Origin of the sequence: Streptomyces sp. NBC_01210, from assembly GCF_036010325.1 — a bacterium.
Lineage (GTDB): Bacteria > Actinomycetota > Actinomycetes > Streptomycetales > Streptomycetaceae > Streptomyces.
On record NZ_CP108549.1, the window covers coordinates 2,480,531 to 2,492,825 of the forward strand.

The 12,295-nt window shown below is 69.5% G+C and carries 11 protein-coding genes; 1 reads left to right on the forward strand and 10 read right to left on the reverse strand.

Features of this window, described 5'->3' with window-relative positions; all coding sequences use genetic code 11:
• Nucleotides 1-5: 5 nt before the first annotated feature.
• From OG735_RS11305 to OG735_RS11320, 4 genes are all read right to left on the reverse strand, one after another.
• Nucleotides 6-479, reverse strand: a complete 474-nt coding sequence (locus OG735_RS11305) for a GNAT family N-acetyltransferase (protein WP_327323012.1) — start codon at nucleotides 477-479, stop codon at nucleotides 6-8.
• Nucleotides 476-1,417, reverse strand: a complete 942-nt coding sequence (locus tag OG735_RS11310; protein WP_327323013.1) for an RluA family pseudouridine synthase — start codon at nucleotides 1,415-1,417, stop codon at nucleotides 476-478. The genes OG735_RS11305 and OG735_RS11310 overlap by 4 nt, the downstream gene beginning before the upstream one ends.
• Nucleotides 1,418-1,434: 17 nt before the next feature.
• A complete protein-coding gene (gene lspA / locus OG735_RS11315) occupies nucleotides 1,435-1,995 on the reverse strand; it encodes a signal peptidase II (protein ID WP_327323014.1) in 561 nt (186 codons plus the stop codon).
• A gap of 72 nt (nucleotides 1,996-2,067) precedes the next feature.
• Entirely contained in the window at nucleotides 2,068-3,102 is a 1,035-nt protein-coding gene (locus tag OG735_RS11320) for a TraR/DksA family transcriptional regulator (protein ID WP_327323015.1), read from the reverse strand.
• Nucleotides 3,103-3,671: 569 nt separating this feature from the next.
• On the opposite strand from OG735_RS11320, the gene ileS reads away from it, so the two are divergent.
• A complete protein-coding gene (gene ileS / locus OG735_RS11325) occupies nucleotides 3,672-6,809 on the forward strand; it encodes an isoleucine--tRNA ligase (protein ID WP_327323016.1) in 3,138 nt (1,045 codons plus the stop codon).
• 487 nt (nucleotides 6,810-7,296) lie between these two features.
• Here ileS and OG735_RS11330 read toward each other — a convergent pair whose 3' ends face one another.
• The 6 genes from OG735_RS11330 to ftsZ all read right to left on the reverse strand — a co-directional run bounded on the left by OG735_RS11330 (nucleotide 7,297) and on the right by ftsZ (nucleotide 12,241).
• The gene (locus tag OG735_RS11330; protein WP_327323017.1) at nucleotides 7,297-8,397 is read right to left on the reverse strand and encodes a DivIVA domain-containing protein; all 1,101 of its coding nucleotides are present in this window, start codon (nucleotides 8,395-8,397) and stop codon (nucleotides 7,297-7,299) included.
• 49 nt (nucleotides 8,398-8,446) lie between these two features.
• Entirely contained in the window at nucleotides 8,447-8,743 is a 297-nt protein-coding gene (locus OG735_RS11335; protein ID WP_108148184.1) for a YggT family protein, read from the reverse strand.
• Nucleotides 8,744-8,812: 69 nt separating this feature from the next.
• Nucleotides 8,813-9,418 (reverse strand): cell division protein SepF, encoded by a 606-nt coding sequence (locus OG735_RS11340; protein ID WP_326649338.1) that lies wholly within the window; start codon nucleotides 9,416-9,418, stop codon nucleotides 8,813-8,815.
• 129 nt (nucleotides 9,419-9,547) lie between these two features.
• The gene (locus OG735_RS11345) at nucleotides 9,548-10,267 is read right to left on the reverse strand and encodes a YggS family pyridoxal phosphate-dependent enzyme (protein ID WP_327323018.1); all 720 of its coding nucleotides are present in this window, start codon (nucleotides 10,265-10,267) and stop codon (nucleotides 9,548-9,550) included.
• Between the two features lie 22 nt (nucleotides 10,268-10,289).
• Nucleotides 10,290-11,033, reverse strand: a complete 744-nt coding sequence (gene pgeF, locus OG735_RS11350) for a peptidoglycan editing factor PgeF (RefSeq protein WP_327323019.1) — start codon at nucleotides 11,031-11,033, stop codon at nucleotides 10,290-10,292.
• Nucleotides 11,030-12,241 carry a cell division protein FtsZ gene (gene ftsZ / locus OG735_RS11355; protein WP_327323020.1) on the reverse strand — a complete coding sequence of 404 codons (1,212 nt, stop codon included), beginning with the start codon at nucleotides 12,239-12,241 and terminating at the stop codon, nucleotides 11,030-11,032. Before ftsZ ends, pgeF begins: the two co-directional genes overlap by 4 nt.
• Nucleotides 12,242-12,295: the final 54 nt, after the last annotated feature.

Sequence of the window (12,295 nt, forward strand, 5' to 3'; positions counted from 1 at the left end):
CTCAGCTACAGCGCCCGCCGCATCGCCCGATGCCCGATCCCCGCGTCCAAGAACTCCGCCCCGTACGCCACGTACCCCAGCCGCTCGTAGAACCCCACCGCCTGCGTCTGCGCATGCAGGTCCACCGACGCCAGCCCGCGCTCCCGCGCCGCCTCCTCGATGCCCCGCACCAGCGCCACGCCCACGCCGAGTCCCCGCGCCGCCTTGTTCACCGCGAGCCGGCCCAGCGAGCCCACCGAATCGTCGCCGCCGGTCCTGCCCGCCGCGGCCGGGCCGTGCAGCAGGCGGCCCGTGCCCAGCGAGACCCCGTCCGCGCCGACCGCGAGGACATGCACGGTGGCCGCGTCCTCCGCGTCGAACGCGTCGTACTCGATCTCCTCCGGCACCCCCTGCTCGACGACGAAGACCTCTTTCCGGACCGCGAAGCAGGCCTCACGGTCGGCCGGGCCGACCGCCTCCCGCACCAGGAAAACGCTCACGCACTCTCCGCCGCGATCTTGTCCAGCGCCTCCTGCAGATCGTCCGGGTACGTGCTCCCGAACTCGACCCACTGCCCGTCCGACGGGTGCTCGAAGCCGAGCCGCACCGCGTGCAGCCACTGCCTGCCCAGTCCCAGCCGCTTCGCCAGCGTCGGGTCCGCGCCGTAGGTCAGATCGCCCACGCAGGGGTGCTTGTGCGCCGCCATGTGCACCCGGATCTGGTGCGTACGCCCCGTCTCCAGCTTGATGTCCAGCAGCGACGCCGCCCGGTACGCCTCGATCAGGTCGTAGTGCGTCACCGACGGCTTGCCCTCCGCCGTGACCGCCCACTTGTAGTCGTGGTTCGGGTGCCGGCCGATCGGCGCGTCGATCGTCCCGCTCATCGGGTCCGGGTGCCCCTGCACCAGCGCGTGGTACCGCTTGTCCACGACCCGGTCCCGGAACTGCGCCTTCAGCAGGGTGTACGCCCGCTCCGACTTGGCGACGACCATCAGCCCGGACGTGCCGACGTCCAGCCGGTGCACGATCCCCTGCCGCTCCGCCGCACCCGACGTCGAGATCCGGTACCCGGCCGCCGCAAGACCGCCGATCACCGTCGTCCCGGTCCAGCCCGGGCTCGGATGCGCGGCCACGCCCACCGGCTTCACGATCACGACGATGTCGTCGTCGTCGTGCACGATCTCCATGCCCTCGACCGGCTCGGCCACGATCTGCACCGGCGCGGGCGCCTGAGGCATCTCCACCTCGAGCCACGCGCCGCCGTGCACACGCTCGGACTTTGCGACGACCGAACCGTCGACCTGCACCTTCCCGGCAGCTGCCAGTTCGGCCGCCTTCGTACGGGAGAACCCGAACATCCGGGAAATGGCGGCGTCGACGCGCTCGCCCTCAAGGCCATCGGGTACGGGCAGGGTGCGGATCTCGGGAACTGTACTCACCCGACGAGTATGCCTTGTCAGTCCTTGTGGACTGTCCCGTCGGGGTCCAGCCCCCTGAAGGACAGGATCACAATCAGGAAGCCGCCGCAGACGATCGCGGAGTCGGCGAGGTTGAAGACGGCGAAGTGCGCGGGCGCGATGAAGTCGACGACCGCGCCCTTGAAGACGCCCGGCGCACGGAAGATCCGGTCGGTGAGATTGCCGAGCGCACCGCCCAGCAGCAACCCGAGGGCGATCGCCCAGGGCAGGCTGTAGAGCTTGCGCGCCAGCCGGGCGATCACGATGATCACCGTCGCCGCGATGCAGGTGAAGATCACGGTGAAGGCCTCGCCCATGCCGAAGGCCGCGCCGGGGTTCCGGATCGCCGCGAGCTTCAGCAGATCGCCGATGATCTTGATCGGCTCGTGGTGCTCCAGCTTGGCCACCACGAGCATCTTGCTGACGAGGTCGATCAGGTAGGCCACGACCGCCACGCCGAACAGCACAGCGATCTTGCGGCTGCTCTTGGGCTGCTCGGCGGGCGCCGCAGCCTCGTCGTCAACATCTGGCGTACCGATGATGCGCTCCGCCTCTGCCACGTGAGTCCCTCAACCTAGGTGCCTGACTGAGCACGAGGGTACGGCACACACATGCGCAGTCTCAGCCCGCGGTCAGCCCCGCCGCTCCTGCTTCTGCTTGTCCTCCACGCAGAGCGTGGCGCGTGGGAACGCCTGCATACGGGCCTTTCCGATCGGCTTGCCGCAGATCTCGCAGAGCCCGTACGTCCCCGCGTCGAGCCGTAGCAGGGCCCGCTCGGTCTGCTCCAGCATCTCCCGGGCGTTGGCGGCGAGCGACATCTCGTGCTCGCGCGTGATGTTCTTTGTGCCGGTGTCGGCGTCGTCGTCGCCCGCACCGTCCCCGGAGTCCCGCATCAGCCCGGCCAGCGCCGCCTCCGAGGAGGTGAGCTCACTGTTCAGCCGAGTCACCTCGCTCTCCAGCTCGGCGCGCGCCTCGGCGACCTCTTCCGGGGTCCACGGGTCCTCGCCGGGCCGTACGGCGAGCTCCTCCGGCGGTGTCGCGGCCGCTGTACGGGCCGTGGGCATCGCTGTCGCGCTCTTGCCGGCAGCTGATGCCGCACCCGCGGTCTTCTTCGCTCCCACCGTTCTGGCTCCTGTCTGCTCGGCGGCCTGGGCCGCCCCCTTGGCCGCAGGTGCGGCCTTCTTGGCGGCCTTCTTGGCGGTCGCCCCGGCGGGCGCCGCCTTCCTGGCCGCGGCTTTCTTCGCAGGTGCCTTCTTCGCCGGCGCTGTCTGAGGCACCGATGCGGCCGTCTCCTGCACGGCAGTCGCCTTCTTCGCAGTCGTCTTGCTGGGGGTGGTCTTCTTCGCAGACGTCTTCTTGGCGGACGTCTTCCTGGCGGACGCTTTCCCGGCCGCGGCTTTCTTCCCGGTCGCCTTCTTCGCCGACGTCGTCTTCTCCGCGGGCGCCTCCTTGGCGGGTGCCTTACCCGCCGACGCCTTCTTCGTCACCGCTTTCTCCGCCGTCGCGGTCTTCTTCGCGGCCACGGTCTTCTTCGCGGCCCCCTCACCGGTACCTGCCGCGGCCTTCCTCGCGACGGCGTTGTTCTTCCCGCTCGTGTGCTTGGCCGCCGCCTCAGCGGCGGTGGATCGTGCGGACGCCGACTTCTCGGCAGTCTTCTTCGCCACCATGGCCGCGGCCCCTTCACATACTGGGATCTTGCGCGCGAATCGTGCTGGGACGATAAATCGACCCCAGCTCCGCGGCAAACGGAGCACGCCGCCGGTCCGGCCCGCCCCGGCCGGGGCAAGACGAACCTGCATCCGTTGTGCCCAGCTCCCCGGCCGGTAATCCGCCGGCCGGGCGGAGCCGGAGTCCGCCGGCCCCCGTATGGCCATTCGGGTCAACCGCGCGGCCGCCGGCGAGCCGGGAGAAGACCCGGGGAAATGCGGTCGGCCCCCCGCCGTACGGGCCCGTACACTGGGCGGAGCGAAAGGCGTGGATGGGGACGAGTAACTTCGTACGCAGCCATGAGCGACCCGGGGACGGTGAGAGCCCGGGGGCGAGCACGAGGTGAAGGATCACCCCTGAGCCGTCGGAAGAAAGTCCGCAGCACGACCGCGGGTGACTAGACCCGGCATCGCGACCCCAATGAGGGGGCTCACCGGCCACGGCCGGGGGCCAAGGAGGGTGGTACCGCGGGAGCTCGCGCTCTCGTCCCTCCGACGGAACAGACCCTGTCCGTTGGAGGAGCTCGTCGATGACACCACCCCAGTACCGCCCGGTGCCCGCCCAGGTCGATCTGCCCGCGCTGGAGCACGCCGTGCTCGACTTCTGGCGCGAGAGCAAGATCTTCGCCAAGAGCCTCGAGCAGTCCGAGGGCCGCCCCGAGTGGGTGTTCTACGAGGGGCCGCCGACCGCCAACGGCATGCCCGGCGCGCACCACATCGAGGCCCGCGTCTTCAAGGACGTCTTCCCGCGCTTCCGCACCATGCGCGGCTACCACGTCGCCCGCAAGGCCGGCTGGGACTGCCACGGTCTGCCGGTCGAGCTCGCCGTCGAGAAGGAGCTCGGCTTCTCCGGCAAGAAGGACATCGAGGCGTACGGCATCGCGGAGTTCAACGACAAGTGCCGTGAGTCGGTGACCCGGCACACGGACGCGTTCGCCGAGCTGACGACCCGCATGGGCTACTGGACCGACCTCGACGACGCGTACCGCACCATGGACCCGTCGTACATCGAGTCGGTCTGGTGGTCGCTGAAGGAGATCTTCAACAAGGGCCTGCTGGTCCAGGACCACCGTGTCGCCCCCTGGTGCCCGCGCTGCGGCACCGGCCTCTCGGACCATGAGCTGGCGCAGGGTTACGAGACGGTCGTGGACCCGTCCGTCTTCGTGCGCTTCCCGCTGACTTCCGGCCCGCTGGCCGGCGAAGCGGCCCTCCTCGTGTGGACGACGACTCCCTGGACCCTGGTCTCCAACACCGCCGTCGCCGCGCACCCCGATGTCACGTACGTCGTCGCGACGAACGGCGAGGAGAAGCTCGTCGTCGCGCAGCCGCTGCTCGAGAAGGCGCTGGGCGAGGGCTGGGTGACCACCGGGCAGTCCTTCACGGGTGCCGAGATGGAGCGCTGGACGTACGACCGTCCCTTCGCTCTCGTCGAGTTCCCTTCGGAAGCGCACTACGTCGTCAATGCCGAGTATGTGACGACCGAGGATGGTACGGGTCTGGTCCACCAGTCCCCCGCCTTCGGTGAGGACGACCTCAAGGTCTGCCGCGCGTACGGCCTGCCGGTCGTGAATCCGGTCCGCCCGGACGGCACCTTCGAGGAGGACGTCCCGCTGGTCGGCGGCGTCTTCTTCAAGAAGGCCGACGAGACCCTCGTGGACGATCTGCAGTCCCGCGGTCTGCTCTTCAGGCACGTCCCGTACGAGCACAGCTATCCGCACTGCTGGCGCTGCCACACCGCGCTGCTCTACTACGCGCAGCCGTCCTGGTACATCCGCACCACCGCCGTCAAGGACCGGCTGCTCGAGGAGAACGAGAACACCAACTGGTTCCCGGACTCGGTCAAGCACGGCCGGTACGGCGACTGGCTGAACAACAACATCGACTGGGCGCTGTCGCGGAACCGCTACTGGGGGACGCCACTGCCGATCTGGCGCTGCGAGGAGAACCACCTCACGTGCGTCGGCTCGCGCGCCGAGCTGACCGAGCTGACCGGCACGGACCAGTCGGCGCTGGACCCGCACCGTCCCTTCATCGACGACGTCACGTTCCCGTGCCCGACCTGCCAGGAGACCGCGACGCGCGTTCCCGAGGTCATCGACGCCTGGTACGACTCGGGTTCGATGCCGTTCGCGCAGTGGGGCTATCCGTACCAGAACAAGGAGCTCTTCGAGAAGCGCTACCCGGCGCAGTTCATCTCGGAGGCCATCGACCAGACGCGCGGCTGGTTCTACACGCTGATGGCCGTGGGCACGCTGGTCTTCGACAAGTCCTCGTACGAGAACGTGGTCTGCCTGGGCCACATCCTCGCCGAGGACGGCCGCAAGATGTCCAAGCACCTGGGGAACATCCTTCAGCCCATCCCGCTGATGGACCAGCACGGCGCGGACGCGGTCCGCTGGTTCATGGCGGCCGGCGGCTCCCCGTGGGCCGCCCGCCGGGTCGGCCACGGCACGATCCAGGAAGTGGTCCGCAAGACCCTTCTGACGTACTGGAACACGGTGGCCTTCCAGGCGCTGTACGCCCGTACGTCCAACTGGGCGCCGTCCGCGGCGGATCCGGCGCCGGCGGAGCGCTCGGTCCTGGACCGCTGGCTGCTGAGTGAGCTCAACGCGCTGGCGGACCAGGTCACTTCGTCCCTGGAGTCGTACGACACCCAGCGCGCCGGCAAGCTTCTGTCTTCGTTCGTCGACGATCTGTCCAACTGGTACGTACGCCGATCACGCCGCCGCTTCTGGCAGGGCGACAAGGCGGCGCTGCGCACCCTGCACGATGTCGTCGAGACGGTGACCCGCCTCATGGCCCCGCTCACCCCCTTCATCACGGAGCGGGTCTGGCAGGACCTGATCGTCCCGGTCACACCGGACGCCCCGGAGTCGGTCCACCTCTCGACCTGGCCCGAGGCCGACCTCGCCGCCATCGACCCGACCCTGTCCTCCCAGATGGCGCTGGTCCGCCGCCTGGTGGAACTGGGCCGCGCGACACGTGCGGAGTCGGGTGTGAAGACCCGCCAGCCGCTCTCCCGCGCGCTGGTGGCGGCGGCGGGCTTCGAGGCCCTCTCGCCCGAGCTGCACGCCCAGATCACGGAGGAGCTGAACGTCTCATCGCTGGCCTCCCTCTCCGAGGTCGGCGGCTCCCTGGTCGACACGACGGCCAAGGCGAACTTCCGTGCGCTGGGCAAGCGCTTCGGCAAGGGCGTCCAGGCGGTGGCGAAGGCGGTCGCCGAGGCGGACGCCGCGGCACTGTCGCTGGCCCTGCGCGAGGGCACGGCGACGGTCGAGGTCGACGGCGAGACGGTGTCCCTCTCCCCGGAGGAGGTCATCATCACGGAGACCCCGCGCGAGGGCTGGTCGGTGGCCTCGGACTCGGGCGCGACGGTCGCGCTGGACCTGGAGATCACCCCGGAGCTGCGGCTGGCGGGCCTGGCCCGTGACGCGATCCGGCTGATCCAGGAGGCCCGCAAGAACAGCGGCCTGGACGTGGCGGACCGGATCGCGGTGCGCTGGTCCTCGACGGACGCGTCCACGACGGAGGCCCTGACGGAGCATGCGGCTCTGATCGCGGACGAGGTTCTGGCGACGAGCTTCACACCGGACGAGGCGGACGCCGGCTTCGGCGACCCCTTCACGGACGAGGGCCTGTCCCTGACGTTCCGCCTACGCAAGGTGTAACGCCTTCCGCCTGCGGGGGGCCTGTTCCCCTACCCGCCCCTTATCCGCGGTGCCGAATTGCGGCTCCGCCGCGGGGGGGCAGGCCCCCCGCCCCGGACGCCCTTCAGGCGTGTCCTCAATCGCCGGACGGGCTGGACTTTCCCGCCCGTCCGGCGGCAAAGTCCAGCCCCACCGACCGGACAATTCAGCCTCGCCGGCGATTAAAGCGCGGGCCCGGGGCGGAGCCCCGAACCAAGCCCCGCCGACGATCGAAGCGCAGGACCCGGGACAGAACCCCGAACCAAGCCCCGCCGACGATCGAAACGCAGGACCCGGGACAGAACCCCGAACCAAGCCCCGCCGACGATCAAGGCGCGGGGGCTGGGGCGGAGCCCCACACGCGGCGGAGCCGCACGCAGGCACGACAAAGGGCCGGGCCCGGGACGTCATGTCCCGGGCCCGGCCCTTCAGCCTGCCGACGGCTACGCGCGATACGCGCGACCCGCCGTCAGTTGTCGTCCTCGTCGATCAGGAACCCGCGCATCGGCGACGGCGCCTGCTGCATCGGCTGCGGCGCCTGCGGCCGCACCGGTGCCATCGGCTGGGTCATCGCCGGCGACATCTGCTGCTGGCCGCCGTAGGACGGGCCACCGCCCATGGACGGGTTGCCACCCATCGGCTGTCCCATGGACTGACCCATCGACGGGTTGCCGCCCATGGTGTGACCCATCGCACCCGCACCGGCCGGAGCCATCGACGGGGACGGCGGCAGCGACGCGGTCGCGGGAGTCCGCGGCGGGGCCAGCGAGTCGTCCGCCTGGGTCTCCAGCTGACGCAGCTGGCTCTCCAGGTAGGACTTCAGCCGGGTCCGGTACTCGCGCTCGAAGCCTCGCAGGTCCTCGACCTTGCGCTCCAGCGTGGCACGCGCGGACTCCAGCGAGCCCATCGCGACGCGGTGCTTCTCCTGAGCGTCCCGCTCCAGCGCATCGGCCTTGGCACGGGCGTCGCGCTCCAGGCCCTCGGCGCGGCTGCGCGCCTCGCCGACGATCTTGTTGGCCTCGGAACGGGCCTCCGCGATCGCCTGGTCGGCGGTCTGCTGCGCCAGCGAGAGCACGCGCGCGGCGCTGTCGCCGCCGGGGCCCTGCTGCGGCATCTGCGGGCCGTGACCGCCCATGGGGCCGCCCATCGGGCCACCCATGGGACCGCCCTGCATCGGGCCGGGGCCCATCGGGCCGCCAGGACCCTGCGGGCCACCGTGGCTGGGGCCGGCGGGCAGCTGCGGGGCACCACCGGGCAGCTGGGGCGGACCCATCTGCGGGGGCTGCTGCTGGACCGGCGGTCCGGATATGGCGGCGGGCACCGGCGCACCCGGTCCACGGCCGTCCTGCGGCTCCGGCGGCTTGCGCATGCCCTGCTGCTGCTGGTTCTGCGCCGCCGCACGGGTCGCTGCGGCCAGCTTGGCGCGCAGGTCCTCGTTCTCACGGAGCAGGCGGGTCAGCTCGGACTCGACCTCGTCGAGGAAGGCATCGACCTCGTCCTCGTCATAGCCTTCTCGGAGGCGGACGGTCGTGAACTGCTTGTTCCGCACGTCCTCGGGGCTCAGCGGCATCTCTTCTTCACCTCTACGTAGTCGTCGGCAGTCGGCAAGACCGTATCGTTCACACGCTGCTCGCAAAGTTGTTCACGATGCTGATCAGGATGTAGACGATGATCATCAGAACGAAGAAGGACAGGTCGAGTGCCACGCCCCCGAGACGCAGCGGCGGAATGAACCGCCGCAAAAGCTTGAGCGGTGGATCGGTGACAGTGTAGGTGGCCTCCAGAACGACCACCATCGCCTTGCCGGGTTGCCATGAGCGGGCGAACTGGAAGACGTAGTCCATGACCAGCCGGAAAATAAGCACAATGAGGAAGCACATCAGCGCGATGTAGACCACCTGTAGTGCGACGCCCATCCCGCGCTTCCCTCTCCCCTGGCTCTCATAATCCGGCCCTGCGGCCGGGTCGTTCCGGTGTCGTGTCTCTCAGCTCTGGTTGAAGAACCCGCCCTCTGCGATGCGGGCCTTGTCCTCCGCCGTGACATCGACGTTAGCAGGCGACAACAGGAACACCTTCTGCGTCACCCGCTCAATGCTGCCATGCAAACCGAATACCAGTCCCGCGGCAAAGTCGACAAGTCGCTTCGCGTCTGTGTCGTCCATCTCCGTGAGGTTCATGATCACCGGGGTGCCCTCGCGGAAGTGTTCCCCGATGGTACGGGCCTCGTTGTAGGTCCGCGGGTGCAGCGTAGTGATGCGGTAGGGCTCCCGCTCGGACACAACCTTGGGCATGATCACCGGTGAGTTCTTCTCCAGACTCGGACGTTCAGGTGTGATGGATGCCACGGGGGCGATTCGTGCCGGACGTCCGCTTTCAGCGGGAAGCGGAACCGGCTCGCGCTGCGCGGGCGGCTGCACCATCCTCACCGGCTCTTCCCGCTCCACCTGGTGCGGGGGCTGGTGCCGCCGGTGATCCCGCTCGGGCTCCGGCTCGGGTTCGAAATCGTCGTCGGGATCGAAACCCCGGCCGTCGTAGCCATCGTCCTCCACGAGGCCGAGGTAGACCGCCATCTTGCGCATCGCGCCGGCCATTCTCTGAGTCCTCCGCTCTGTGGTGGATCGGATCGGCATCGTGACCAAGTGCCCGCGATCCACTCGGCCCGCCCGCTGTGTGGCGGGAATGACCATATTTTCTGCTGTGGTCCGACTTGCTTAGCGACGCTACCCGAGCCGGGGTCGGACTCCGAGTACCGCAGTGCCGACGCGTACATGTGTCGCTCCGACTGCCACGGCTTCTTCAAGGTCCGCACTCATCCCTGCTGACACCATGTTCGCAGCCGGATGCCCGGCGCGCAGGCTGGATGAGAATTCCACCAGCCGCTCGAACGCCGCCTGTTGCCGTCCCGCGTACGGTCCGGCGAGCGGCGCGACGGTCATCAGTCCGTCGAGCCGCAGCCCTGGTGATTCGGCCACCGCGGCGGCCAACTCCTCTATTCCGTCGGGCGCGACACCGCCCCGCTCCCCGCGCTCACCCGATTCCGCGTCGAGGGCGACCTGGATCAGGCAGCCGAGCTCACGCTCCGCCCGTACAGCTGCGACGGAGAGCGACGAGACGAGCTTGAGACGGTCGACGGACTGCACCACATCGGCATATCCCGCCACAGAACGGACCTTATTTGTCTGCAACTGTCCGACGAAGTGCCAGATGAGGTCCAGATCCGAGCAGGCCGCGGCCTTGGGGGCCGCCTCCTGGTCACGGTTCTCGGCGACATGGCGCACGCCGAGTTCATGCAGGAGCCGCACATCGCTCGCGGGGTAGGTCTTGGTGACCACGATGAGGGTCACCTCCTCCCGCTTACGGCCGGCGGCCGCGCAGGCTGAGGCGATACGTTCCTCCACCATCGCCAGCCCCCTGGCGAGTTCGCTCTTACGGTCCGTCATTGCCGTCCGTCATTCCTGTCCGTCATTCCTGTCCGTCCAGCCAGACGTATCCGGCGAGCCGCCCGGTGGTGCGGTCGCGACGGTACGAGTAGTGGTCGCCCGATTCCATTGTGCAGACCGGCGAAGCCTGCCGGTCCCCCACGCCGAGCGCTTCGAGCTGGGCATGGACTCCGGCGGTGACATCGACGGCCGGGGTGCCCCAGCTGGTCTCGGACCAGGCGGCCGGCTCGACCGCGGCCACTTCGGCCCGCATCTGCTCGGGAACTTCGTAGCAGCGTCCGCAGACGGCGGGTCCGGTACGGGCGATGATGCGGGCAGGCTCCGCGCCCAGCGTCTTCATCGCCTCGACGGCTGCGGGCACGATGCCCGCGACCATCCCGGGACGGCCCGCGTGCGCGGCGGCCACGACACCCGCGACCGGGTCGGCCAGCAGTACGGGGGTGCAGTCCGCGGTCAGTACGGCGAGGGCCAGCCCGCGCCGTGCGGTGACCAGACCGTCCACCGGCGGAGTCGGCCCGGCGGCCCACGGCCCGTCCACCTCCGCGACGTCCTTGCCGTGAACCTGGTTCATCCAGACGACCCGGTCCGGGTCGAGATCGAACGACTTCGCCGCGATCTTGCGGTTGGTCAGTACGGCCGCGGGGTCGTCGCCGACCGCGCCGCCGAGGTTGAGCTCGTCGTACGGAACGGCGCTCACCCCGCCCCACCTGTCGGTGAAGGCGAAGTGCGCGCCGCTCGCGTGTATCGCGTCGTGCCGCACTGTCACTTCAAGAAGTCCGGAACGTCCAGCTCTTCGGCCTGGCTGTCCTGGTACGGGCGGGCCGGCGGAACCTGCGCGGACCCGGAGTTCAGGTCGTTCGCCACGGGAGCGGGCTCGGCCGGGGCCAGGGGCTCATCGCGCGCCGGTACGGTGCCGAGTCCGCCGGCCGCACGCTGGGTCTCCGTGCCACGGGACGAGGTCGCCGGCTCCTCGCGCTTGCCCGCACCGGCGCCGAGGACGTTGTCCCTGTCCCGGCGGGCCGGCGGCTGTCCGCCGTCGAAGCCGGCCGCGATGACCGTGACCCGTACCTCGTCGCCGAGAGCGTCGTCGATGACCGCGCCGAAGATGATGTTGGCCTCGGGGTGCGCGGCTTCGCTGACCAGCTGGGCGGCCTCGTTGATCTCGAAGAGGCCGAGGTCCGAGCCACCGGAAATGGAGAGCAGCACACCTCGGGCGCCGTCGATGGACGCCTCGAGCAGCGGCGAGGAGATCGCCATCTCGGCAGCGGCCACCGCGCGGTCGTCGCCGCGGGCCGAGCCGATGCCCATGAGCGCGGATCCGGCCTCGGACATCACGGACTTGACGTCGGCGAAGTCGAGGTTGATCAGACCGGGCGTGGTGATGAGGTCGGTGATCCCCTGGACACCGGAGAGCAGTACCTGGTCCGCGGACTTGAACGCGTCCAGCACGCTGACCTGTCGGTCCGAGATGGACAGCAGCCGGTCGTTGGGGATGACGATGAGGGTGTCGACCTCTTCGCGGAGTTCGGCGATTCCGTCCTCCGCCTGGTTGGCGCGACGGCGGCCCTCGAAGGTGAACGGCCGGGTGACCACACCGATCGTCAGGGCGCCGAGCGTGCGCGCGATATTGGCGACGACGGGTGCGCCGCCGGTGCCGGTGCCGCCGCCTTCGCCGGCGGTGACGAAGACCATGTCGGCCCCCTTGAGGACCTCCTCGATCTCCTCGCGGTGATCCTCTGCCGCCTTACGACCGACTGCCGGATTCGCTCCGGCGCCGAGGCCTCGGGTGAGTTCGCGGCCGACGTCGAGCTTGACGTCGGCGTCGCTCATCAACAGTGCTTGCGCATCAGTGTTGATGGCGATGAACTCGACGCCCTTGAGACCGACCTCGATCATTCGGTTGATGGCATTGACACCACCGCCGCCGACACCGATGACCTTGATGACTGCGAGGTAGTTCTGCGGTGCTGCCACGTCGAAGGCCTCTCGCCTCGAGTTACGTGTCGTCGCTTCGCGGTTGCCGCGGCG